This window comes from Nocardia sp. CA-084685, assembly GCF_050955785.1.
Taxonomy (GTDB): Bacteria; Actinomycetota; Actinomycetes; order Mycobacteriales; family Mycobacteriaceae; genus Nocardia.
The window spans coordinates 3,653,487-3,678,094 of record NZ_CP192094.1; the positions used below are offsets into that span (position 1 = coordinate 3,653,487).

22 protein-coding genes and 1 pseudogene are annotated in these 24,608 nt (G+C 66.4%); 7 read left to right on the plus strand and 16 right to left on the minus strand.

The genetic code is table 11. The features are described from left to right. Positions 1-8: 8 nt before the first annotated feature. From ACQP2U_RS16720 to ACQP2U_RS16785, 14 genes and pseudogenes are all read right to left on the minus strand, one after another. Positions 9-914 (minus strand): hypothetical protein, encoded by a 906-nt coding sequence (locus ACQP2U_RS16720; protein WP_433715509.1) that lies wholly within the window; start codon positions 912-914, stop codon positions 9-11. Positions 915-1,000: 86 nt separating this feature from the next. Then, complete coding sequence (locus tag ACQP2U_RS16725; protein ID WP_433715510.1) at positions 1,001-1,642, minus strand: DUF305 domain-containing protein; 642 nt, start codon at positions 1,640-1,642, stop codon at positions 1,001-1,003. Between the two features lie 2 nt (positions 1,643-1,644). Continuing rightward, positions 1,645-3,219, minus strand: coding sequence for an LVIVD repeat-containing protein (locus ACQP2U_RS16730; RefSeq protein ID WP_433715511.1), 1,575 nt, complete (start codon positions 3,217-3,219; stop codon positions 1,645-1,647). A gap of 145 nt (positions 3,220-3,364) precedes the next feature. Continuing rightward, positions 3,365-4,243: a 3-methyladenine DNA glycosylase gene (locus tag ACQP2U_RS16735; RefSeq protein WP_433715512.1), complete on the minus strand. Its 879-nt coding sequence runs from the start codon at positions 4,241-4,243 to the stop codon at positions 3,365-3,367. Continuing rightward, positions 4,240-5,304 carry a hemolysin family protein gene (locus tag ACQP2U_RS16740; protein ID WP_433715513.1) on the minus strand — a complete coding sequence of 355 codons (1,065 nt, stop codon included), beginning with the start codon at positions 5,302-5,304 and terminating at the stop codon, positions 4,240-4,242. The genes ACQP2U_RS16735 and ACQP2U_RS16740 overlap by 4 nt, the downstream gene beginning before the upstream one ends. Next, positions 5,297-6,670, minus strand: a complete 1,374-nt coding sequence (locus tag ACQP2U_RS16745; protein WP_433715514.1) for a hemolysin family protein — start codon at positions 6,668-6,670, stop codon at positions 5,297-5,299. The genes ACQP2U_RS16740 and ACQP2U_RS16745 overlap by 8 nt, the downstream gene beginning before the upstream one ends. Before the next feature lie 787 nt (positions 6,671-7,457). Continuing rightward, complete coding sequence (locus ACQP2U_RS16750) at positions 7,458-8,894, minus strand: GuaB1 family IMP dehydrogenase-related protein (protein WP_433715515.1); 1,437 nt, start codon at positions 8,892-8,894, stop codon at positions 7,458-7,460. Positions 8,895-9,060: 166 nt separating this feature from the next. Continuing rightward, positions 9,061-9,906 carry a DMT family transporter gene (locus ACQP2U_RS16755; protein ID WP_433715516.1) on the minus strand — a complete coding sequence of 282 codons (846 nt, stop codon included), beginning with the start codon at positions 9,904-9,906 and terminating at the stop codon, positions 9,061-9,063. Between the two features lie 385 nt (positions 9,907-10,291). Next, positions 10,292-11,674 (minus strand): annotated as a pseudogene (locus ACQP2U_RS16760) (DEAD/DEAH box helicase); the annotation flags it as partial. A 122-nt stretch (positions 11,675-11,796) separates the two neighbouring features. Continuing rightward, complete coding sequence (locus tag ACQP2U_RS16765) at positions 11,797-12,735, minus strand: M56 family metallopeptidase (RefSeq protein WP_433715517.1); 939 nt, start codon at positions 12,733-12,735, stop codon at positions 11,797-11,799. Positions 12,736-12,799: 64 nt separating this feature from the next. After that, complete coding sequence (locus ACQP2U_RS16770) at positions 12,800-13,192, minus strand: BlaI/MecI/CopY family transcriptional regulator (protein ID WP_433715518.1); 393 nt, start codon at positions 13,190-13,192, stop codon at positions 12,800-12,802. Between the two features lie 71 nt (positions 13,193-13,263). Continuing rightward, complete coding sequence (locus ACQP2U_RS16775) at positions 13,264-14,079, minus strand: ABC transporter ATP-binding protein (protein ID WP_433715519.1); 816 nt, start codon at positions 14,077-14,079, stop codon at positions 13,264-13,266. Next, on the minus strand, positions 14,076-15,230 hold the full coding sequence (locus ACQP2U_RS16780; RefSeq protein ID WP_433715520.1) for a FecCD family ABC transporter permease: 1,155 nt from the start codon (positions 15,228-15,230) through the stop codon (positions 14,076-14,078). The genes ACQP2U_RS16775 and ACQP2U_RS16780 overlap by 4 nt, the downstream gene beginning before the upstream one ends. Before the next feature lie 55 nt (positions 15,231-15,285). Then, a complete protein-coding gene (locus ACQP2U_RS16785; RefSeq protein WP_433715521.1) occupies positions 15,286-16,359 on the minus strand; it encodes a FecCD family ABC transporter permease in 1,074 nt (357 codons plus the stop codon). A gap of 108 nt (positions 16,360-16,467) precedes the next feature. Here ACQP2U_RS16785 and ACQP2U_RS16790 point away from each other — a divergent pair, with 108 nt between their 5' ends. The 6 genes from ACQP2U_RS16790 (at position 16,468) to ACQP2U_RS16815 (ending at position 21,299) form a co-directional block, all read left to right on the plus strand. Beyond that, positions 16,468-17,181: a hypothetical protein gene (locus ACQP2U_RS16790; RefSeq protein ID WP_433715522.1), complete on the plus strand. Its 714-nt coding sequence runs from the start codon at positions 16,468-16,470 to the stop codon at positions 17,179-17,181. 376 nt (positions 17,182-17,557) lie between these two features. Next, a complete protein-coding gene (locus ACQP2U_RS16795) occupies positions 17,558-17,956 on the plus strand; it encodes a PaaI family thioesterase (protein ID WP_397034954.1) in 399 nt (132 codons plus the stop codon). Between the two features lie 67 nt (positions 17,957-18,023). After that, a complete protein-coding gene (locus tag ACQP2U_RS16800; RefSeq protein ID WP_433715523.1) occupies positions 18,024-18,326 on the plus strand; it encodes an urease subunit gamma in 303 nt (100 codons plus the stop codon). A gap of 8 nt (positions 18,327-18,334) precedes the next feature. After that, on the plus strand, positions 18,335-18,652 hold the full coding sequence (locus tag ACQP2U_RS16805; protein WP_397034831.1) for an urease subunit beta: 318 nt from the start codon (positions 18,335-18,337) through the stop codon (positions 18,650-18,652). Beyond that, the gene (locus ACQP2U_RS16810) at positions 18,649-20,370 is read left to right on the plus strand and encodes an urease subunit alpha (RefSeq protein WP_433715524.1); all 1,722 of its coding nucleotides are present in this window, start codon (positions 18,649-18,651) and stop codon (positions 20,368-20,370) included. The genes ACQP2U_RS16805 and ACQP2U_RS16810 overlap by 4 nt, the downstream gene beginning before the upstream one ends. A gap of 248 nt (positions 20,371-20,618) precedes the next feature. Further along, complete coding sequence (locus ACQP2U_RS16815; protein WP_433715525.1) at positions 20,619-21,299, plus strand: O-methyltransferase; 681 nt, start codon at positions 20,619-20,621, stop codon at positions 21,297-21,299. A gap of 19 nt (positions 21,300-21,318) precedes the next feature. Here ACQP2U_RS16815 and ACQP2U_RS16820 read toward each other — a convergent pair whose 3' ends face one another. Together ACQP2U_RS16820 and ACQP2U_RS16825 are read right to left on the minus strand one after the other, a co-directional pair. Next, positions 21,319-22,317 (minus strand): zinc-binding dehydrogenase, encoded by a 999-nt coding sequence (locus ACQP2U_RS16820; RefSeq protein ID WP_433715526.1) that lies wholly within the window; start codon positions 22,315-22,317, stop codon positions 21,319-21,321. 57 nt (positions 22,318-22,374) lie between these two features. Next, the gene (locus ACQP2U_RS16825; RefSeq protein ID WP_397034835.1) at positions 22,375-23,052 is read right to left on the minus strand and encodes a TetR/AcrR family transcriptional regulator; all 678 of its coding nucleotides are present in this window, start codon (positions 23,050-23,052) and stop codon (positions 22,375-22,377) included. A 90-nt stretch (positions 23,053-23,142) separates the two neighbouring features. Here ACQP2U_RS16825 and ACQP2U_RS16830 point away from each other — a divergent pair, with 90 nt between their 5' ends. Beyond that, entirely contained in the window at positions 23,143-24,603 is a 1,461-nt protein-coding gene (locus tag ACQP2U_RS16830) for an MFS transporter (protein WP_433715527.1), read from the plus strand. The last annotated feature ends 5 nt before the right edge of the window (positions 24,604-24,608 follow it).

Below are 24,608 nucleotides of genomic sequence, written 5' to 3' on the forward strand. Positions count from 1 at the left end.
GAGCTGGTTCAAGGTTTGGGCTGAATCCAGAGGGCTTCGGCGACCGCGCAGAGATCGCCCGAGGGCGTTGCGAGGGCTATGCCGACAGTGTATTTGCGGCCCTGATGACTGACGGGCCAGGCGTAGGAGATGTAGGGGGAGTCGGGGTAGATGGGCTGAAGTTGGGTGGCGGTGAGGGCCGCGGTCACACCGCCGAAGCCCATGCCTTGTTTGCGCATGGCGGTCCAGCCACCGGGGCAGTCGAGGGCGGACCAGACGACTTCCGGTGGGAGTCGGCCGGATTCGTCGGCCAACTCGGGATCGGGAGTCCACGCAGCGAGGACGAGGTCGTGATCCGCCGTGTCCCAGGTGAGTAGGCGCAGGCCGCGGCCGGGTGCGCATGCGGCGCCGCAGCCATAGCAGTCGGTGACACGGCGCGACACCATGGCCGCGTCGGTGACGGACTTCGCCTCGGCCCAGCTCGGTGCGCTCGGCGGGTCGATGGTGAGCACCGCCGGAGTCGATTCGGCGAGTAACGCACCGTCGGTGTCGGTGAGCGCATATCCACCTGATCTGGTGGGGCGCAATGACATCGGGGTCTCGAGCGGCACCCGTGCGCGGAAGTCGACACGTATCTCGGTGGCCTCGCACGGCCCGGCCACCAGACCCGCGACGTATCCGCCGAACGCGACGTCGGGATATCCGTGCACGTGTTCGGGGACGGTGACTGTCTCGGTCCGGATCACATGTCGCTCGAGCCTTCCTGTGCCGTCGATCTGGATCGACCTTACCTCTGGATTCCTGCGCATCGAATCTTCGTAGTAAAAGCCCAGGCTGCTCGCGCTAGGGGCGGCGGCGCTGGCACCCGCGTTGCTCGCCGTACTGCCGATGGCGACGGCGAACGCACACAGATATAGGTCATCACGGATGAGCACACCGTCCAGGACTCCGCCTGGATCCCGCCGAAGACACCGGCACTCCGGCAAAAGCTCTGACTCGGCACCACGTGGGCGCGGGTCGGCTACTGCGGGGCTCGACTCTCGAGTTGGGTGAGTAGCAGGCTGATCACACCGGCCTCCTGGCTCTGACTCTGGAACATCGAGCGGGCGGTTTCCTTGACCGGGCCGGAGGTCAGCAGTTCGTCGGCGGCACGAGCCATCGCCAGTCCACCCTGGTGATGACGGAACATCAGTTGCAGGAACAGGGTTTCGGCGTTGTGACCGCGGGCTGCGGCCAGCGCGTCGAGTTCGGCGGTAGTCGCCATGCCCGGCATCGCATCGCTATTCGCGTGGCTCGTATTCGAATGATGTTGCGAGGTAGCCGCATCGGTGTGCATCCACGCCATCGGATGCGCCGAGAGTGGCGACGCATCGGCCAACCGCAGCCACCCAAGCATGGTACCGATCTCGATGCGCTGCGCGTCCGAAAGCTGTTGCGCCAACCGCAGCACGGTCGGGTCCACGCCACGATCCAAGCGTTGCACCATGATCAGCGCTTGCTGATGATGTGCCGTCATATCCTGCGCGAATCCGATCTCGACCGCGTTGAGAATCGATGCGGCGGTGGGCTCTTCGGGCAGTACGAGCGGACGCAGCGCCGCCCCGAGCACCACCAGGACGAACGCGACAGAGGCGAGCGCCCCGACTCGGAACCAACGGGACACGGCTACGACCCGACGGTCGATTGCTGATTCGCCGGCACCGTATACACATCGTTCTCGAGTTGCAGCACCATGAATCCGTTATCGGAGCAGGCGACATACAACTGGTTGCCGCGCCACTCCGGCGGCGAGAAGCACCAATCGGTGGAGACGTCGCCGAAGGCGAGCTTGCCGGTGCGCGGGGTGAGCGCGTCCAACGGATCGAATTGCCCCTCCAACACCGCGCGTGCGGCCGGTAGTGTGCTCATCAATGGCACGCCGATGATCGAGGCGAGGGCGTGCGGTGAGTTCCACAGGCTCAGGTTCTGGCCGGTCCGTGCGGGCGGATTGAAGTAGGCGATCTCACGGATATTGTGCGGATCACCGACGTCGAAAACCCGGATGCCGGAGGAGATCCAGCCGCATGCGAGTGCGGTCGGATTGTCCGGGCGGTCGGCGGCACAGTAGTGCGATTCGTAGGCGAAGACCGAACCGCCCATCGAACTACCGATATTGCTGTCGATGTTCTGCAACAGGTTGATCTCCAGCTTCACCTTCCCGGCGACCTTCGGTGCGGTGTCGTTGGAGATATCGATGAGTTTCACACCGCCGGAACCGCCTTCGTCGACGGTGTAGAGGTAGGGCTTGCCGTCGTAGGTCACCGGGATGCTGTGCTGGGTGGCCCAGCCGTCGGTCCAGAAGGTGCGGCCGATATGGGTGACCTGCGGGTTGGGGTCGCGGCGCTGAACGGAGCTGATATCGAGGACGGTGAATCCGCCCAGCGCGGATAGGTACATGCGGTTGCCGTCCGGACTGATGCCGAATCCGTGCGCCTCGATCCCGGTCAACCCCTGCCAGATGACGTGCGGATTGGTCGGATCGGTGAGATCGACCGCGCTGAGGAAACCGGGCGCGACGCCCGAGGCCCAGTAGGTGCGGCCGTCGGGAGACCAGCCGCCTTCATGCGTGGTGATCGGCAGCGGCATCGCGAGATTCGTGCCTGGTCCCGGATTGAGCAGCTTCGGATACGCACAATCGGAGATGTCGTAGACAGATAGGTAGCCGACGCCTTCGCCGAGCGGCACACCTGTCCCGACGAGCAGTTTGCGTTCGGTATTGACCTTGAGGCTCTCCCAGGTGCCGGCGAGCATCGCGGGTTCGGTCAGGGTGACCGTTGGGCGCGGGTGTGCCGGATCGGAGACGTCGAGTACCTGGACGCCGCGGCCCTCGCTGAACAGGTCGCCGGGGAAGAACGAACCCATATACGCGCAATGGTCGAAGCTGGTGGAGGTGATGCCCGCGCCGCGCCCGGCGTAATTGCCGACCATCGACATATTGCAGGAGTAGCCCTGGGTGCTGCGCCGACTGTCGCGGTCGGTGGCCGGGACATCGCCCTGCAGCCCGGTTTCCGGCATCGAGCCCGGTCCGCAGTCCGCCCGGGGCACCGAGGTCCGGCCGACATCGAGGAACTCCTGGACCGCGGTGGCGATATCGTCTTGCGGATCGGCCGATGCGCTGCTCGGCAGCATCATCGCGGCCACAACCATGGTGGCGAACAAGGCCAAGGGCCTGGCACGGCGCAGTGTCAGCTTCGGGTGCATCGTTGCATCCCAACTTTCCTCATCATGGGCACATACTGCGCCGACTCAGACGGAGCATGAACTGACTGAATGGTATTAACAGGCAGTAACTTAAAGGTGGGTTTTGGCGGAAATGCCAGGCAATTGGTGTGTTTCGCTACCACGGTCAGCTGACGGCGAGTGCCTCGGTGTCGTATTTCAGTAGCGATGTGCAGACGTCGAGCAGCGACTGTCTGAGTCCCGCCGACCGCTCGGCCAGAGCCGACTGTGCCCGGACGTATTCGGCACGCCCCGCGGGAGTTTCGATGCAGACCGGCTCATATCCGTATTCGGTCAGGTCATACGGGCTGGCGCGCATATCGAGTTCGCGTGCGGCGCAGGCGAATTCGAAGTAGTCGAGGAGCAGGTCGGAGCGCAGCAGCGGGGTCAGTTTGAAACCCCATTTGTAGAGGTCCATATTGGCGTGCAGGCAGCCGGGCTGTTCACGGGCGACCTGGTCGGCGCGCGTCAATGGCTCGGCATTGCGACCGACGGCCTCCGGGGTGAAGAAGCGGAACGCGTCGAAGTGGCTGCAGCGCAAGGACATCGATTCGACGACCGCATCGGTGCCGATGCCGCCCAAGCGCAGCGGCACTTGTTGGTGGCGGACCTCGTCGGTTTTGTACACCATTGCCCACTCGTGCAGGCCGAAGCAGGACAGCTGTGCCGGGCGCGATGCGGTGGCGCGCAGCAGTTTTGCGATGAACTCGATGGTGTCGCGACGCCTGCGGATGAATGCGGGGTCGGCAGTGTAAACAGCCGGGCCGTGTTGGTGATACCCACGAGCCCCGTCGTACTCCCGCGCGCCCGCCAATGCGACACCGAATCCCGGGTGCCAGCGCCGCAATTGGGCGGGCTTATGTCCGTAGTAGGTGAACAGGAAGTCGATCACCGGATGTGACGACCCCGCCGCGCGTCGTTGGAGATACGGTCCGACGAGCTCGTCCAGCCGAGCCCGGTGCGCGGCGGCTCCGGCCCGCCACTCGGACTCGGCCAGCACGATCATTCGATCACCCGGTGCGTCCCGTCGCGCACGGTGCCAACGAACTCTTCCACCAGATCCTCCAGCGCCACAATGCCCACAGTATTGCCGCGCGTATCCACCACGCGGCCGAGGTGGGAGTTGGTGCGGCGCAAGCGGGCCAGCGCCTCGTACAGGGGTGTACCAGTGCTCACCGTCGGCAATGGGCGAATATCGGTGCGCGGGATTGGCGTATTCGGTCCGGCGCTTTCGTCGGCGACCTTGTCGAGCACATCCTTCACATGCAGGTACCCGACCAGCGAACCGTCACCAGCGCGCACCGGGTACCGGGAGAAGCCGGTTTCGGCGACCGCGGTTTCGATATCGCCGAGCGTGGTGCCATTGCCGCGCAGCGGAACCGAGCGGGTCGTCGCCAGCCGCACCATCACATCGCCGACCACACGATCGGAGGTGCCGAGCGCCTGGGTGAGGCGGCGGTGTTCCTCCTCGTCGAGCAGTCCCTCCGAACGGGACTCACCGATCATCTCGGCGAGTTCCACACTGGAGACCGTTGCCTCCAGCTCGTCCTTCGGCTCGACCCGCAACATGCGCAGCGACAGATTCGCGGCCAGGTTGTAGAGCGCGATGAGCGGACGCGCCAAGCGCAACCACATCAGGTGCACCGGAACCAGCAGCAGCGCACTTCGTTCCGGTCCGGCCAGCGCGATATTCTTCGGAATCATCTCGCCGAACAGAATGTGCAGGATCGCCACGATCGCCAGCGCGATGGCGAAGGCCACCGGATGCAGCAGCTGTTCGGGCAGGCCGACCAGCTCGAACGGCCCCGCCAGCAGATGCGCCACCGCGGGTTCGCCGACCCGGCCGAGCAGGATCGAGCAGATGGTGATGCCGAGCTGTGCGGCGGCCAACATCATGGATAGGTTCTCACCTGCCCGGATAACCGTGTGCGCCTTGCGCTTTCCCTGCGCGGCGAGCGCTTCGAGACGGTCGCGGCGCGCGGAGATGAGCGCGAATTCGGCGGCGACGAAGAAGGCGTTGCAGGCCAGCAGCACCACCGTGAACAGGACACCCAGGAGATCACCCATGGCTGTTCTCCTTCAGCACGGCGGCCGCGACCGGGATCAGCCGAATCCGATCGATGCGCCGCCCGTCCATCCGTTCGACCTTGGCGATCCAGCCGCCGTCCTCGTCGTTGGGATGACGGTGCGAGGACCGTGGATTCGGCAGGATCACCTCATCGCCGGTCACCGGGATACGGCCGAGCCGGGTGAGCACCAGACCGCCGAGGGTTTCGTATTCGCCCTCGGGCGCGTCATAGCCGGTGGCGCGGGAGACTTCGTCGATACGCAGCAATCCCGAGCAGTCCCAGCCGTCGGCGACCCGGCGGACATCGCGTTCTTCCTCATCGTGCTCGTCGCGGACATCGCCGAGGATTTCCTCGATGAGATCCTCCATGGTGACGATGCCCGCGGTACCGCCGTATTCGTCGACCACCAGCGCGACCTGCATCCCGTCGGCGCGCACCCGCTCGAGCACCTCGTCGCCGTCGAGGCTGGCAGGCACGATCGGCACCGGCCGGGCGAGCTGATACAGCGGGATGGTGTTGCGGACATTCGCCGGATGGGTGAACGCCTGTTTGACGTGCACCACACCGAGGGTGTTGTCCAGATCGCCGTCGATTACCGGGAAGCGGGAGTACCCGGTGCGGCTGGCGGCCGCGATCAGATCGGCGATGGTGTCGGACTTGTCCAGGGATTCGATCTTGACTCGCGGCGTCATCAATTCCTCGGCGCTGCGCTCACCGAATTGCAGCGAGCGATCGACCAACTGCGCGGTGCGGTGGTCCAGCGCGCCGCGCAGTGCGGAAGTGCGCACCAGCGAGCCGAGTTCCTGCGGGGAGCGCGCCGAACGCAACTCCTCGGCCGGTTCCACACCTAGGCGGCGCACCACCCAGTTCGCGGTGCCATTGAGGAAGTGGATCATCCACTTGAACACCACCGAGAAGGCGACCATCGGGCCCGCGGTGACCCGGGCGGTGCCGAGCGGCTTCGAGATCGCGATGTTCTTCGGGACCAGCTCGCCGTAGATCATCGACAGCGAGGTGGCAAGCAGCAGCGCCAAGGTGAGCGAGATGCCCTGCGCCGCACCTCGGCTCAGACCGAGCGCGCTGAAAAGCGGCGATATCAGTCGGGCCAGGACGGGTTCGGCGATATAACCGGTAATCAGGGTGGTGATGGTAATACCGAGCTGGGCGCCGGAGAGCTGGAACGACAACGTGGTGTGCGCCTGCCGGACCATGCGCGAGCGGGCATCCCCGACCGTACGCACATGCGATTCGACGGTGCTGCGCTCCAATGCGGTGAGTGAGAATTCGGCGGCAACGAATAATGCGGTGCCGGCGGTGAGCGCGATGAACCCGATCAGGCTGAGCACGGTGAGCACGACGGACATCGTCAGCACCACCTGCGAAACATACGATGAGCTGAATCGGATCGGGCGGCTGTGGAATGGAGAGCGCCGGGTTTGTCACCCGGCTCGGTAGAGGAGCCCTCCTGTGCGGCGCCCTCGGACGCGGGTGACAACTTGTTCCTCTCGGCAATGGGTTCGTGAAGCCGGAAACCGGCACCCCTATGCTACCGGCTCTGTCTAATGGCAGCGTCTTCGGCGCTGCGGGTTCGCGGCCCCTGGTGTCTCGCGTCCGAGCCGTCGAGACTCGCGCCTGCGGCGCATGCGCTTCGACGGCTCGGACGCGAGTCGGGCCGCGAACTCCTCGCTGGTAAGACTCGCTCCGTGGGGGTTGGTGATGGCGGGGTGTTCGGCACCTGGTGCACGCGTGCCGGATGGGCGAGTCTCGCGCCTGCGGCGCATGCGCTTCGACGGCTCCGCCGCGAGACGGGCCGCGAACGGGTCTCTCGTAAGCATCTCGCTCCGTGGTGGTTGGTGATGGCGGGGTGTTCGGCACCTGGTGCACGCGTGCCGGATGGGCGAGTCTCGCGCCTGCGGCGCATGCGCTTCGACGGCTCGGATGCGAGACGGGTCGCGAACTCCTCGCGTGGAAGACTCGCTCCGTCGTAGTCGGTTGTGGCGGGAAGCCGCCGTCTTTAGCCATCGCTGAGCAGGGACTACTGGTTGTTCGGGTCAGCTGCCTGTTCGTGAGGTGGCTACCGGTTGTTGGGGTTGGCTGCCTGTTCGTGAGGGGACCACCGGCTGCTCGGCTGGGCTGCCCGTGCCCTAGGAACTACCAGCCGCTCGGCAGTGGGCGTCCTTCCGCGAAACCTGCCGCTGACTGGACGCCGAGGACCGCCTTGTCGTGGAACTCCGGGAGGCTGCGGGCCCCCGCGTAGGTGCATGCACTGCGGACGCCGGAGCAGATGTGGTCGATGAGGTCCTCGACGCCGGGGCGTTCCGGATCCAGGCGCATGCGCGAGCTGGAGATGCCCTCCTCGAACAGCGCCTTGCGGGCGCGGTCGAAGCCGCTGTCGGTGGCGGTGCGGGCGGCGACGGCGCGCTTGGAGGCCATGCCGAAACTTTCCTTGTAGGCATTGCCGTCGCGGTCCATGCGCAGGTCGCCGGGGGATTCGTAGGTGCCGGCGAACCAGGAGCCGATCATCACGTTGGACGCGCCCGCGGCCAGGGCGAGAGCGACGTCGCGGGGATGCCGGACGCCGCCGTCGGCCCAGATGTGGACGCCGAGTTCCTTTGCGGCGGTAGCGCATTCGGCCACCGCGGAGAACTGCGGACGGCCGACACCGGTCATCATGCGGGTGGTGCACATTGCGCCGGGGCCGACACCGACCTTGATGATGTCCGCACCCGCCGCGGCCAGATCGCGGGTGCCCTGGGCGGAGACCACATTGCCCGCGACCAGCGGCACACCGAGGCCGAGATCGCGGATGGCGCTGAGGGTTTCGAGCATCTTGGCCTGGTGTCCGTGGGCCGTATCGATGACGAGCAGGTCCGCGCCCGCGTCGACGAGCGCCTTGGCCTTGGCCGCCACATCGCCGTTGATGCCGACCGCGGTGGCCACCCGCAAATGGTTATCGGCATCGACATTCGGCTGGTAGATCCCGGCGCGGACGGCGCCGGTACGAGTCATCACGCCCGCGAGGCTGCCGTCTTCGGCAATGAGCACGGCGAGCTGCGCGTGCTCGGCCTCGAGCAGATCGAACAGATCGCGCGGCGAGGTGCTGGCCGGTGCCTGCACGAAGTCGGTGACCGCGACATCGCGCAGTCGGGCGAACCGGTCGACATCAGTGCAGGACATCTCGGTGACCACGCCGACCGGCTTACCGCCGTCGACGACAACCACCGCACCGTGGGCGCGCTTGTGCATCAGAGCGACGGCCTCGGAGACCGAACGCTCCGGATCCAGCGTCACCGGAGTATCGGCGGTGAGCGAGCGGCTCTTGACGAACGCGATGGTTTCCGATGCCGCGGCGATCGGGAGATCCTGCGGTAGGACGACAATGCCGCCGCGACGAGCGACCGTCTCGGCCATCCGACGTCCGGCGACCGCGGTCATATTCGCGACGACAATGGGAATAGTGGTGCCGGACCCGTCTGCGGTCGACAGATCCACATCGAACCGTGACGCGACATCCGTCCGATTCGGAACGAGGAAGAGATCGTCGTAGGTCAGGTCGTACGGCGGCTGATGACCAGGGAGAAACTGCACTTAACCGATTCTAACCGGTGCGGCGTACTCCCGTGCAATCACCCAGCATTCGGACCCGGCCCAGCTCGAGATGTGAGGCGCGGCACCGGAATCAAGATCAGGTGGAATGGCGGCGGCGCCTCTCGGCCGATGCCGCCATGGTTTCCACGTGATCCCGAGCCGTGTGTCATGCCTCGGCTTGGATGCGGGACAGTTGGATTGTGGTCGCGCACATGATGATTACGGCGACGGTGATTACGGCGAGTCCGATGTGATTGGTGCGGAGGCGTTCGTCGAGGACGGTGATGCCGATGAAGGCGGCGGCCAGGGGTTCGGCGATGGTTACGGCGGGCAACGATGCGACAAGGGGGCCGGATTGGAAGGCGCGTTGCTGCAGATAGAGGCCGATCAGGCCGGAGGCCAACAGGGCCCAGGTCTGCCAGCTGCCCGTTACGTGGGTCAGGCCGCCATCGAAGAGTTCGGTTACATACTCGGTGAGCGCGGCGGCCAGACCGAACAGGGCCCCGCCCACGGCGCCGAACAGCAGTGCGCGGCGGGTCGGGTCGGAGGTACCGAGGGCGGCGACGAGGGCTACCGCCAGCAGACCGAGCAGGCCGACCAGCGGCGGGATCCAATCACGCAGGGGCGCATTGGTATTGCCCTCGGACGGATCGCCGACGATCAAGAAGCAGGCAAGCGCCGCCGCGAGGGCGATGGCGGTCGCCCACGTGCGCGGGGTGACGCGGCGGTGGTTGATCCGGGCGGAAAGCGGGAGCGCGAAGACCAACATGCTCACCAGAATTGGCTGGACGAGCAGCACCGCACCCAGAGCCAGGGCGGCTACCTGCATCGCGAAGCCGCCCGCGTCACCGACGATTCCGGCCCACCAGCGTGGATTGCGCATCAGTGAACGAATGAGCGACTCGTCCTCCGGAACCGCGGCCGCCGCATGCTGCTGGGTGACCGCGGCCACCGCGAAGAGCAATGCCGAGATCAGTGCACAGACGACCGCACCCACCTGATGATTCGCCACCAGGCTAGTTTGCCCCCCGATTGCGGCCGCCCGGCACGCCCTGCGCTCGTCCGGCGCGTCGACGCGTACGCCCGGGCGTGTCGCCGCTGGTCGCAGCGGTGCGGCCGGACGCGGCACCGCGACCGGAGGTGGCTCCTGTGCCATGGCTGGCCGATGCGCCACGCGCGGATGAGCCCATTGCGTGGGCTGTCTTTACCGACCCGGCAGCACGACCCGGCGCGGCTGATGCCGCGCTCGCGGTCCGCGCTGGAGCCGTCTTCGCGCCGCGGCCCGGGGCCGCCGTTGCTACGCCTGCGGTTCGACCCGTGGCAGGCGCGGCCGTCGACCCACGTCCCGACGTTCCGGCTCCGCGCCGACTCGACGTCGCGGTCGATCCGGACGAACCACCCGAAGATTTCTTCGCATCCCCGGCGCGAGCGCTCGAACCGACACTACGCCGCCCGGCACCAGCTGAGCCCGCACCGCCCGAGCGTGCGCCACGACCACGACCGCCCGCGCCTGCACCACCCGACCGGCGGCTCGACCTACCGACCTGCAACTCACCTTCGTCATCCACCGTGACCGCCGACTTCGCGGCGACGATCGGCACACCTGATGGCTGCTTCGCGCCGGTGATCTGGATCAGCCGCCGATCGCCCGGACGAACCTGCACGCCATCGACATCGACGCCAGCCTTGCGGGTCATCTTTTCGACCTCGGCGCGCTCCTCCTCGGTGACCAGCGTGACGACGACGCCGTCCTCACCGGCGCGGGCGGTGCGGCCCGCGCGATGCAGGTACGCCTTGGACTCCGCTGGCGGATCCACGTGCACGACAAGGGAAATCCCGTCCACGTGGATGCCGCGTGCGGCCACGTCGGTGGTCACCAGCACGGGGGTCGTACCGTCGGCGAATGCGGCCAGGGTCCGCACCCGGTTGTTCTGCGCCTTCCCGCCGTGCAGCGCGCCGGCGGCGATGCCCCCCGCGCGCAACTGCTTGGCGAGCCGGTCCGCACCGTGTTTGGTGCGCACGAACATGATGGTCAGTCCGTCGCGGGCAGCGATCTGCGCGGTGATGTCGCGTTTATCGGCCTTGCGCAGGTACAGCAAATGATGCGACATCGTCGCGACCGAGGCCGACGGCGGCGCGGTGGAATGGGTGACGGGGGAACGCAGGTAGCGCTTGACCAGCTTGTCCACCTCACCGTCCAGGGTGGCCGAAAACAGCAGGCGCTGACCATCTTTCGGCGTCCGGTCGAGCAGCTTGGTGACCTGTGGCAAGAAGCCCATATCGGCCATGTGGTCGGCCTCGTCCAATGCGGTGATCCGCACGTCGGACAGGTTGGCGGAGCGCTGGTTGATCAGATCCTCGAGCCGCCCTGGCGTGGCGATGAGCAGGTCCACACCGCGCGCGAGCCGATCGGCCTGTCGCTTGATCGGCGCGCCGCCGACCACCGACGCGACCCGCAGCCCGAGCGAGAGTGCGACATTGTCCAGCGCCTTTTCGATCTGGGCCGCCAGTTCGCGGGTCGGCACCAGCACCAGACCGCGCGGACGGCCCGGCTTGGCGTGGGCGCCCGCGAGCAGCGCGAGCATCGGCAGTCCGAAGGCCAGGGTCTTTCCGGAGCCGGTCGGGCCGCGCCCGAGCACATCCTTACCCGCCAGCGCATCGGTCGCGGTCGCGGCCTGGATCGGGAACGGCGCCTCGATGCCGTCGCGGCGTAGCGCCTGGACGAGCACGGCGGGTAGGCCCAGCTCCGCGAAGGTGGTGGCAGGGGTGGAGGAGGTCAACGGGTTTGTGTGCCTTTCATGTCTCGGCGCGGGGTATCCGGGCACGCGTGGCGCCGCCGAGATGGTCGGGCCCGGTCATCGGGATGGGGTAGGACCGGGTGTGTCGGGGGGAACCGGAGGAATCAGTTACGCAGCAGTCGATCCAGTTCGACCAGCCAGGGTACCGCGACGGCCATGGTCGGGACCACCAGGATGGCCGCGGACCCCAGATACGCCGCCGAGGCGATCCGAAGATCGCCGATCCGTCCACCCAGGCGCTGGATGCGGATCAAGGTGGTCGGGCCGCCTGCGGCGAGGGCGCCCTGTGGAGCGGTGGATTTGGCGCAGGCGACCAGGGCGCGGGCCAGCGGCTTCGGGCCGGTGACCTTCACCGCCGAGTCATCGGCGAGCAATTCGATCAGCAATTTGACCGAGCCGAGCGCGGCCTTGCTGCGCACCACCCGGGGGAACGCCTCGTGCACCGCGGTGAACGCCTCGAGTACGAGGTCGTGCCGGGCACGCAGATGCGAGCGCTCATGGCTGACGATGGCGGTGACCTCGGCGTCCTGCAGGCTGGTCAGCGTGCCTTCGCTCAGTACGACCCGCTGGCGAATGCCGGGCAGACAGTAGGCGATCGGTTCGGTCGAGGCGAGGACCCGGATATCGGCGGCGCGGCGCTGCGGTCCGCTCTGGTCGAGTAGATCGACGAGCATGCGGTGGCGTGCCCGACGCCTGCGGGTATGCACACCGACGCGCACGATCGCGTATATCAGCCGCGCGCCGACCAGCAGGGTCAGCGCGAAGACGAAGACATAGGCCAGCCACAGCGGCAGTCCGAGCGCATCGATTTCCCGGGCAGGGGAGGTGGTCGGGCGACCGTTCGGTCCGGGAACGAGTAGTTGGGCGGCGATGGCCAGGCCCGAGCCGAATGCGCTGAGCACGGCTGCGAGCGCGATGGCCTGCCACAACACGAGCGCGGCGCGCGGTGTCCGATACGGCCAGGTCGCGCGGCTCAGCAGCGCTGGGGCAGGCCCCGCGAGAAGCAAAGCGAGACCGGCGAAGACCGGCGCGGTTGCGTTCATCGACTCAGCTCACTGCGTTGTGGGGCCAGGGCACTCACCTCATTGTGAGGCCAGAATCCCAAGACTACTGCTTCGGCGGCGCAGTATCTTCGGATGCCTCGAGCTTAGCGAGTGCTTCTCGCAACGCATCCGTATCGTCCCTGCCGACCTGTTCGACGAAATGCACCAGCGCCGCCGCGCGGCTGCCCGCCGCATCGGCCTGCTGCAGTGCATCGACCATCAAGCTGGCCACCAGTTCGTCGCGGGTATGCACCGGCGCGTAGCGATGGGCGCGGTCGTCGCGGCGCTGGACCACCAGATTCTTCTTCGCCAGCCGTTGCAGCACCGTCATCACCGTGGTGTACGCGAGCTCACGGCGGGCGGCCAAAGCCTCGTGTACCTGCCGTACGGTTTGCGGCTCGTCGCTGGACCACAGTTGGTCCATGACTGCCCTCTCGAGTTCACCAAGTCCTGCCATTCTTCAAGCTTACGGACTCAACGACACAATTGCGTACTACACGCCGTCGTAACTGCCTGATAGCTGGTGTGTCATTTGTCATACCCTGGCAAAACGTGCCGGGTACCGATGGGCACGACCATCGGACGGCCGGAGACCGGATCCTCGAGTATCGAGGCGTCGAGGTCGAAGACCTCACGCAGCAGTGTGACATTGACGATGTCGGCGGGCGCACCCTGAGCGACAATGCGTCCGTCGCGCATGACGATGAGTTGATCACTATAGCGAATTGCCAGGTTGAGATCGTGCAGCACCATCACCACGGTGCGGCCGAGGTCGTCGTGCAGCCGATCGATAAGATCCAGGACCTCGACCGAATGCGCGAGGTCGAGGTAGGTGGTCGGCTCGTCGAGCAGCAGGATATCGGTGCCCTGCGCCAGTGCCATCGATATCCAGGCACGCTGGCGCTGACCGCCGGACAATTCGTCGAGTGAGCGATCGGCCAGATCGGCGATGCCCGTCGCCGCCAGTGCGGACATGACCTCGGCCTCGTCGGTGGCCGACCATTGCCGGATCCAGGACTGATGCGGATGACGCCCGCGCGCAATGAGATCCGCCACAGCGAGCCCCTCGGGCGCCACTGGCGACTGCGGGAGCATGCCGATGATGCGTGCCACGTCCTTGGTCTTCATCGTCGAAATCGCCTTGCCGTCCAAGAGGATTCGGCCCTGACGCGGACGCAGCAGGCGGCCGAGTGAGCGCAGCATGGTCGACTTGCCGCAGCCGTTGGGGCCGATGACGGTGGTGACGACGCCGGGTGCGATATCGATATCGAGTCGGTCGACGATGACGCGGTCGCCGTAGCCGAGGGTGACTTCCTGTGCGGAAAGCCGCGTATCGCTGGTCATGACAGGGTCGCCTTCCGATTCATACGCACGAGCAGGTAGAGCAGGAACGGTCCGCCGAAGGCGGCGGTCACGACACCCACCGGCAGATCGACCGGAAACAGCGTGCGCGAGCCGACATCCGCGCCGAGTATCAGGATGGCACCGATGAGCGCCGAGCCGATGAGCGGTTCGCCAGGAGTTCGCAGCAGGCGGCGCGCGATCTGTGGTGCGGCGAGCGCCACAAAAGTGACCGGACCGACGGCCGCGGTCGCGACGGACGCGGCCACCACAGCCGCGCCGATCAATAGGGTCTGCTGGGTCTGGATCCGTACGCCCAGCATCCGGGTGGTATCGGTGCCGAGACGCAGTGCGGCAAGGGTTCTGGCGGAGCCGACCGCGACCACGACGACAACGGCAAGTGCCAGGGCAGCCGGGACGAGTTCGGTCCGGTCCACGCTGTTGAGTGGGCCATTGAGCCAGAGTTGGGCACGGGCGGCGTCCTGCAGGCTGGCGCGGGTGAGCAGGAAGCTGATGCCCGACAACAACACCGCGTTCACACCAATGCCGATCAGCACCAGTCGCATCGGCGTGACGCCGCGGTCGCCGGTCACGCTGCGACCCCAGGCGAGCAGGTAGATCACGATCGCGGTGAGCAGACCGCCGGTCAGCGCCGCCAGTGGCGCGCCCACGCTCGCGGCGAGTCCCGTCGTCGCGCCGCCGGTTCCGACCAGCACCGCGACCGCGCCGAGGCTCGAGCCGGTGGTGATGCCGAGCATATCCGGTGCGGCGAGCGGGTTGTGCAGGATCGATTGGGTGATCGCGCCCGCGATGCCGAGTGCCGCACCGACGACCGCGGCGGTGAGCGCGCGTGGCAATCGGGACTCCAACACGATGAAGCGCTGGGACCGCGTGCCGCCGCCGCTGAGCACATCCAGGACCCGGCCGATCGGAATGTGGGTGTCGCCGAAGGCGATATCGAGGCAGAACAGCGTGAGCACGGTCGCGGCGAGCGCCAGAACTATCAGCGCGATGGTGGGTCGCAGCACGATCGACACCGGACCGAAACGCAGTGCGGGCCGGATCCGGCCTGAAGGTGCTGTTGCGGCCGGAGTGGGGTTGGGTTCGGCCGCGGTGTAGTCCGGGGAGGTTTCGTCCATGATTCGTTCGCTCATGAACGCTCCTCGGCGTTAGGCGAATTCGTTCGTGACGATCGCCGTGCCATCGCCCTCACAGGCTCACCAGCTTCTTGCGACGAACGAGCAGAATGAAGAAGGGGGCACCCAGAGCCGAGATCATCACGCCGACCTGTAATTCGCCCGGTCGCGCCACAATTCGCCCGACCGCATCGGCGACGAGCAACAGCAATGCACCGAGCAGTCCGGAGTACGGGATCAGCCAGCGATAGTCGGGACCGGTGAAAACCCTTGCGATATGCGGCACTATCAATCCGATGAACGCGATCGGGCCGACCGCCGCCGTCGCGGCACCACACAGCAACACAATCGCGGCCAGGCCGAGCGCGCGACTGCGTCCGATATGCACGCCGAGTCCGCGTGCGACCTCGTCACCGAGGCTCAGCACATTCAGGCCGGGCGCAGCCGTCACCGCTAGCACCACGCCGATCGCCAAGAACGGCAACACCTGCCAGAACACCTCGGCATCACGGCCGTTCACCGTGCCGACCACCCAGAATCGGTAGGTGTCCAGTGCCGCGTTATCCATGAGCACAATGGCGTTCGTCATCGCCTGCAGGAATGCGGTCACCGCGGCACCGGCCAGTACCAGGCTGAGCGGACTCGCCTTGCCGCCACCGATCGCGGATACACCGAACACCACCAGCCCCGCGATCAGCGCCCCCGCGAAGGCGAACCAGATGTACTGCTCGGGTGCGGTCAGGGCGAACAGGTAAACGCTCAGTGCCGCAAGGAAGGCCGCGCCCGCATTCAAGCCGAGTAGGCCCGCGTCGGCGAGTGGGTTGCGGGTGTAGCCCTGGATCAGTGCACCCGCGATTCCCAGTGCGATCCCGGTGGCCAATCCAAGTGCGGTGCGCGGCAACCGAAGTCCGCGCACGATCTGCTCAGCGGTCGACCCCGCGGGGCAGGTGAACGGCCCGCCCGGGCAGGTAAGGGCATTGTGCACGGCATCGTAGACGGTGCCTGGAGACAGCGATCGGGTGCCGATGGCGATGCTGGCCACGGTGGCGACGAGGAGCAGTGCGGTCAGCGCGACGAGTCCGAGCCGACGACGGCGCGCCGTATTCGTTCGTCGCGCCACCGGCGCGATGGTGCTTGATGCCGTCACGGCGACGAACTACTCCTGACTCGATATCTGGTACCCGATTGTTAGGTCTGGTAAGCCTAACCTATCTTTCCGATCCGACCCATTACGGAGCCGACCCGAGGAGGTTCGATGTCCGAGCCAGTCACGACCTACATGCCTCGCCAGTCCCAGGCGGCATTCGGCAGGGCCTGTGCGCGGTTGCGCTCGCTGCAACCCGAACATCCGCGGGTGTATGCGGTGGCCGCCATGTCCGAGCAGGGCAAACGACGTTGGTGGCGGCTGGCCGACGGGTTGCGCGAGGGGCGGATCGAAGTGATGTACCGGCGGCACGCCGCGGAGATGATCAGCGCCGACACTGCCGCCGAGGTGGTGGCCACCGCATTGATCCACGCGGTGATCGGCCGGGTGGTCGCGCTGCTGGTGGCCGAGGGGCGGGTCTGGGACCCGGGTCTCGAGAATCTGTGGCTGCACACCGACAACGACGGCGGCATCGACTGGGCGGGCTTGGCGGATACCACGATTCGCGTGCTCGACGGCGATCGGCTGGCCGGGGCGGCTGGCGTGGTGACATTGCCGTGTGAGCAGGCCATGTATGTCTGGCTCGCGCATCGGTGTGAGCCGTCGTTGCGGTTGATTCAGCGGACATTGGCGGGGTGTGCCGAGCTCGGTGAGCGTCGATTCTGGTCACTGGTCGGCGAATCCATTGTCGGAGCGGCCACTTACGTGCCGGATCTGGCGCGGACGGATTCACTGGTCGGTGCACGCCGGGGCGAGGGGTTGCTGTCGGTGCTGGAAGAACGTGGTTTGCCCGTGCGCCGCGTCGTGGGTTGCCCGGCTCGATAGGTGGCCGTCGATCGAGTCCGCACTCGTCGAGCGTGGAATGGGTTCCGGCGGAAAGTTTCTGGGGTCCGCATAGCCTTGATCGAATACGTCACCGCGAGCGGCGTGCGGTTCGACAAAAGTTGCCCACTTAGGTAAGCCTGACCTATACTGATTTCGGCGTTGGGATCGGCAGAGTGTTCCGGAGGGCTGCCGTGAACCCCCGATCCACTGCCGCGGCGGGCTCCATCTGCGTGTGGAGCCCGCCGCTCTGTCTCGCCGAGCGAACACCGGGACGTAGCCGTCGTGCGGGGGTCGGGATGTCTTGTGTCAAGGTGAATGCATGACACAGCAGGAAGTTGCCCAGATCCAGTCGCTGGCCGACGTGACGCCTGAGCTGATGACCGAGCTCAGCAAGAACACCTTCACCGACCTGATCGGCCTCGAATTCACCGAGGTCACGCCGGATCGGGTGCGCGGTCAACTGACCGCGGGACCGCAGTTGCTGCAGCTGGCGGGCATTGTCAACGGTGGTGTGTACTGCACCGTCGTCGAAACGCTGGCCAGTGTGGGCGGCGGCGTCTGGTACAACGCCCAGGACAATAAGGGCACCGTAGTCGGGGTGAACAACAACACCGACTTTCTGCGTTCGGTCCGCGAGGGCAACGTCTTCGGCGAGGCGACGCCGCTGCACCGCGGCCGCCTGCAGCAGCTGTGGCAGGTCGTGCTGACCGATGACGAAGGTCGTACGGTGGCGCGCGGCCAGGTGCGGCTGCAGAATCTGCCCGCCCGGGATTGATCGGCGGTCCCGGAACGGGCGTGCCAGAATTACCGTCACCCTGATCCACGAACGCTGAGGAGCCCGGATGCGACTGTCGCCGCACGAGCAGGAACGGCTGCTGCTGAGCTACGCGGCCGAACTGGCCCGGCGCAGGCAGGCGCGCGGGCTCAGGCTGAACCATCCGGAGGCGATCGCACTGATCACCGATCATGTGCTCGAGGGTGCGCGCGACGGACGCACCGTCGCGGAGCTGATGTCTTCGGGGCGAACAGTGCTCACGCGTGCCGATGTGATGGAGGGTGTGCCGGAGATGATCCACGACGTACAGGTCGAGGCCACCTTTCCGGATGGCACCAAGCTGGTTACCGTCCACCAGCCGATCGGCTAGGGCGGCGAATGATTCCGGGTGAATACTTCTGCGTCGAGGGCACTATCGAGTTGAATGCGGGCGCGGACCGCATCGAGCTCGATGTCGTGAATACCGGTGACCGTCCGGTGCAGGTCGGCAGCCATGTGCATTTTCCGCAGGCCAATGCCGCACTGCGGTTCGATCGGGAGGTCGCGCACGGACGTCGGCTCGATATTCCCGCCGGTACCGCGGTGCGCTTCGAACCCGGCCTAGGCCAACGGGTTTCACTGGTTCCGCTCGGCGGCAGCCGAGAGGTCCACGGCATCAGCCTGAATCCCCCCGGACATTTGGATGGTGCGTCATGAGTGAGCTGAGCCGTGCGCGCTACGCCGAACTGTTCGGTCCGACCACCGGCGACCGAATTCGCCTGGCGGACACCGATCTGCTCATCGAGATCACCGAAGACCGCAGTGGCGGGCCGGGACTCGCGGGCGACGAGGCCGTCTTCGGCGGCGGCAAGGTGCTGCGCGAATCCATGGGCCAAGCCCGCGCCACCAGAGCCGACGGCACCCCCGACACCGTGATCACCGGCGTGGTCATCATCGATCACTGGGGAATCATCAAGGCCGACGTCGGAATACGCGACGGCCGCATCAGCGCGATCGGCAAGGCGGGCAATCCGGACACGATGAACCGGGTACATCCGGATCTCGTCGTCGGCCCGAATACCGAGATCATCGCGGGCAACGGCCGCATCCTCACCGCGGGAGCGATCGACTGTCACGTGCATTTCATCTGTCCGCAGTTGATGGACGAGGCGCTCGGCGGCGGCATCACCACATTGATCGGCGGCGGCACCGGTCCGGCCGAGGGCAGCAAGGCGACAACCGTGACGCCCGGCTCCTGGCATCTGGCCCGGATGTTGGAGGCCACCGACGCATGGCCGCTGAATGTCGTGTTGCTCGGCAAGGGCAATACCGTCAGCGCCGAATCCATGTGGGAGCAATTGCGTGGTGGCGCAGCGGGTTTCAAGCTGCACGAGGACTGGGGTTCCACACCCGCCGCGATTGACGCGTGCCTGACTGTCGCCGATGCGGCGGGCGTGCAGGTGGCATTGCACTCGGACACCTTGAACGAGGCGGGATTCGTCGAGGACACGCTCGGCGCCATCGCAGGCCGCGGCATCCACGCGTATCACACCGAGGGTGCGGGCGGCGGGCACGCACCCGACATCATCACCGTCGCAGCGCATCTCAATGTGCTGCCCAGCTCGACCAACCCGACCCGTCCGCATACGGTCAACACTTTGGACGAGCACCTGGACATGCTCATGGTGTGCCACCATCTCAGCGCGTCCATCCCGGAGGATCTCGCCTTCGCGGAGAGTCGAATTCGGCCCTCCACCATCGCCGCCGAGGATCTGCTGCACGATCTGGGCGCGATTTCCATGATCGGCAGCGACTCGCAGGCCATGGGCCGCATCGGCGAGGTGGTCATGCGTACCTGGCAGACCGCGCACGTCATGAAGCGCCGCCGCGGCGCGCTGGCCGGTGACGGCGCCGCCGATAACGTCCGCGTACGGCGCTATATCGCGAAATACACCATCTGTCCTGCCATTGCCCACGGACTCGATCACGAAATCGGTTCCGTGGAGGTCGGCAAGCTCGCCGACCTCGTGCTGTGGGATCCGGCGTTCTTCGGTGTTCGCCCACATGCCGTGCTCAAGGGCGGCGCGATCGCCTGGGCCGCCATGGGTGATGCCAACGCCTCCATCCCGACCCCGCAGCCGGTGCTGCCGCGACCCATGTTCGGCGCCGCGCCACTGGCGGCCGCCGCGACCTCGCTGCACTTCGTATCCGAGCAGGCCATCGATGACGGCCTCGCCGAACGCTTGGGTCTGCGCCGAAAACTGGCTCCCGTCAAGAACGTTCGTCGCGTGACCAAGGCGGATATGCCGAACAATGACGCCATGCCACGGATCGAGGTCGATCCGGATACCTTCACCGTGCGCATCGACGGCGAAGTCTGGACCGAGCAGCCCGCAACCGAGTTACCCATGGCCCAGCGCTACTTCCTGTTCTGATCGGCGGGGAACAGCTGGTTGCCGAGCACCGGCTCGCCGCCGCCCACGTCACAGCGCTCGCGAGTATCGGCTCGGATCTGGTCAAGAGCGTCACACTGGCCGAATTCTGCCCGTTCAACTTCCTCGGTGGGCTGCTGATGGGTGGATGCTCGAACAGGTCGAGCCGATGCGGAAACATGCCGTCGATCGCGACCCGAGGCGGCAGTGGTTCCGGCGGTACCGCTACCTCCGGTGGCAGACTTCATGGCATGACGACGTTCGAGTGGGCCGACGTGGACAGCTACATCGTGGACTCTCTGGTGGGAGCCGAGGATTCGACCGCGACGGCGATAGCCGCCAATGCGGCGGCGGGACTGCCCGCCATCGACGTATCGCCGGCGCAGGGAAAGTTTCTGCATTTGATCGCGCGGTCGATCGGGGCGCGGCGGGTACTCGAGATCGGCACGCTCGGCGGGTACAGCACGATCTGGTTGGCGCGGGCGGTGGGGAAGGACGGCCAGGTCATCACCCTGGAATTCGAGCCGCGGCACGCGCGGGTGGCACGGGAGAATCTGGATCGGGCCGAGGTCGGGGATCGGGTCGAGATCCGAGTGGGTGCGGCGCTGGACAGTCTGCCGGTGCTGGCGGAAGAGGATCCGGAGCCGTTCGATCTGGTGTTCATCGATGCCGACAAGGTCAACAATTCGAACTACGTGCTCTGGGCGCTGCGTCTGACCCGGCCGGGATCGGTGATCATCGTCGACAATGTCGTGCGCAATGGTGCTGTCGCCGACGAGCATTCGGACGAGCCGGCGGTTCAGGCCAGCCGCGATCTGGTCGAGTTGCTCGCCGCCGAACCCAGCCTCGACGCCACCGTCGTACAGACCGTGGGTAGCAAGGGGTGGGACGGTTTCGCTTATGCCGTGGTCAACGGTGAGGTTCTCGACTGAACACAGCCGCTGGGAGCTGCTATCCGGTGCGCAGTGGCGGCACGATCAGCACCACCTTGCCGACGGTGCCGCGCGTCTCCAGTGCGCGGTGCGCCTCGGCCGCCTCGGCAAGCGCGAAACGCTGGACCGCGGGCCGTAGTCGACCGGCTGCGGCCTCGGCCATGGCCTTGTCCTCGAGTGGGCGCAGGTCGCCTTCGACGCGCTGGAGCAGGCGCGGTCCGACGACCATCTCGGACGTGATGCCGCGGGTGGTCAATTCCTCCTCCAAAAGCGATAGCGGTGCACCGTCGGCCGCGCCGTAGATCAGATGCTGACCGCCCTTACCCAGCAGATCGACCGCGGCGCGGCTTATTTCGCCGCCGACGCCATCGAACAACACAGTGGCCCTGCGGTCGGCGAGCTCGGCACGTACCTGATCCGGCCAGTCGGGTCGTAAGTAATCGATCGCGATATCCGCGCCATTGCGTCGCACGAGTTCGACTTTCGCGGGCCCACCGGCCAGCCCGACCACCGTCGCCCCGAGATTCTTCGCATACTGAACCAGCAGTGTCCCGATGCCGCCCGCGGCGGCGGTTACCACCACCACGCTGTCCGGACCGAGTTCGGTGAACAATAAGATCCCCATGGTCGTTCGCCCGGTGCCGACGATCGCGACCGCCTCCGCCGGATCGAGATCGGCCGGAATCTCGTGCAGCCGAGCGGTTTCCGTCACGGCCAACTCGGCATAGCCGCCCGGTACGGGACCGAGGTGCGCGACGACCCGCTTATCGAGCCAGACCCCATCGACATCCGGCCCGATTCGATCTACGGTCCCAGCCACCTCGCGACCCGGGATGGTCGGCAGCGTGGGCAGCGGAAAGGGGCCGGGCGCACCGCTGCGTAGCGCCGTATCGATGAAATGCACGCCCGCCGCCGCGACCCGGATCAGCACCTGCCCCGGCCCGGGCACCGGATCGGAAACCGTTTCGTAGCGCAGATGTTCGGCTGGTCCGAAGTCATGAAGGCGGATGGCGTGCACAGTGGCTCCTACTCGTCGGCGAACCAACCCACCGTGCAACCTGAAGCGCCGTTCAGGTCAAGCGGTGGTGGACTTCGCGCACCGTGCCTCGAATCCGTCGCAGAGCGCGGACAATCCGATATACAGCAGATCCTCCGAGGTCAGATCGCTGACGCCACTGCCGTTCAGATCTGCCAGCGCGGGCGGAATGGGAAGTTGTGATTTTCCTTCCAACAGTGCCCGCAGGCCGTTCGAGCCCTCCGGATTCATGCCCTTGCGCGCGACCAGCGCACCGCTGATATGCGGCAGCGTGGCACCGGAGATGTAGTTCCACACCGCGAAGGCCATGGTGGACGCCTCGCGAGTAGAGACATTCAGCTCGCGCAGCCCCTCGACCAGCCATGCGAAACAGGCCAGCCCCTGCGGGCCGAAGCTGTAGCGGGGCATCGCGAAGGTGAGCAGCACCCACGGATGCTTCTGGTAGAGCGCCCAGTCGATTTCGGCGGCGATGCGCACGCGGTCGCGCCAAGTCCAGTTCATGCCCTCCGGTGACGGATACGGATTGCGGGCCGATATCTCGTCGGTCATCAGCGCGAGCAATTCGTCCTTGTTCGCGACGTGCCGGTACAGCGACATGGCGCCGACACCCAGTTGCTCGGCGATATGTCGCATGGACAACCCGTCCAGCCCCGCCTCGTCGGCAAGGGCGATCGCGGTGTCGACAATGGCCGCTCGCGTGAGCTTCGACTCGGTCATCCCATGACTCGCTTCCGGTTTTCGGACCGCATGCGTACACTGTACCCGGATTGATGCGTACGCTGTACGCGACACGGGAGAGGAGACGACATGACACAGGTGGAGGTCGCACAGGCGGCGCCGACCAGTTCACGGCATGCTCGGCTCGGTCTCGCGGTATTGCTACTGCCGGTGCTGCTGGTGTCGATGGACATCTCGGTGCTGTTCCTGGCCATGCCGACGCTCACCCTCGATCTCGACCCGTCGGCCGCGCAGCAACTGTGGATTCTCGATATCTACGGCTTCCTCATCGCGGGCCTGCTGATCACCATGGGCAACCTCGGCGACCGGATCGGGCGGCGCAATATTCTGCTCGCCGGTGCGTCGGTGTTCGGTATCGCCTCGATCATGGCCGCTTTCGCGCCGAGCGCCGCGGTGTTGATCATCGCTCGGGCGCTGATGGGTCTGGGCGGTGCGACCCTGCTGCCGTCGAGTCTGGCGCTGATCTCCAGCCTGTTCCCGAACGCCCGCGAACGCGCCGCCGCGATCGGTGTGTGGACCGCATTCTTCGCGGGCGGGTCCGCGGTCGGCCCGATCCTCGGTGGGCTGCTGCTGCACCACTTCTGGTGGGGCTCGGTATTCCTCATCAATATTCCGGTGCTGCTGATCCTGCTCGCCTTCGGTCCGTTCGTACTGCCTGAGCATCGCGCCGGTGTGGTGGGTCCGTTGGATATTCCGAGTGTGCTGCTGTCGATCGGCGGCATTCTGCCGGTGGTGTACGCGGTGAAGCAGATCGCTGCCGAAGGGTTCGATATCGAACCGCTCGTGATCGGAATCATCGGTGCGGTGCTGCTCGCGGTGTTCGTGCGGCGGCAGCGGCAGCTGGTCGAACCACTGCTGGATCTGCGCCTGTTCCGGCGGGCGCAGTTCTCGGTCGCCATCGGCTGCAGCTTGGTCGGCATGATGTCGCTGGCCGCAATGAGCTATCTGACCAGCGTCTACCTGCAATCGGTGACCGGCCGTGACCCGCTGGCGGCCGCGCTGCTCGGGGTTCCGATGGCGATCGCGGTCTTCGTGTGCTCGATGGGCGGTGCGCGGGTCGGGCATAAGCTCGGGGTGCGTCCCACCTTCGTGCTGGCGCTGCTGGCATCGGCGATCGGCAATGTGATGTTGATCGGTGTCGGCGTAGACGGCGGGATCGCCTGGTATCTCGCGGGATCCACGATTGCGGGCATCGGCTACGGCTTGGCGTTCACGCTGGTGTCGGATGTGGCGGTGTCCTCGGTGCCGCCGGAGCGGGCCGGATCGGCGGTCGGAATCTCCGAGACGAGTTTCGAATTGGGCAATGCCCTTGGTCTCGCGCTGCTGGGTTCGGTTGCGGCACTGGTCTTCCGGTCGGGCGGCGACTATGCGGCAACGCTCGGCGAGACCATCCAGCATGCGAGTGACAATTCCGCGCTGATCGATGCCGCGCGCGAATCCTTTGTCTCCGGAATGCATGTGGCGACCTCGGTCGGTGCGGCGCTCTTGGTGGTGATGGCGGCCGTCGCCGCATTCGCACCGCGGCGCTGACCGGC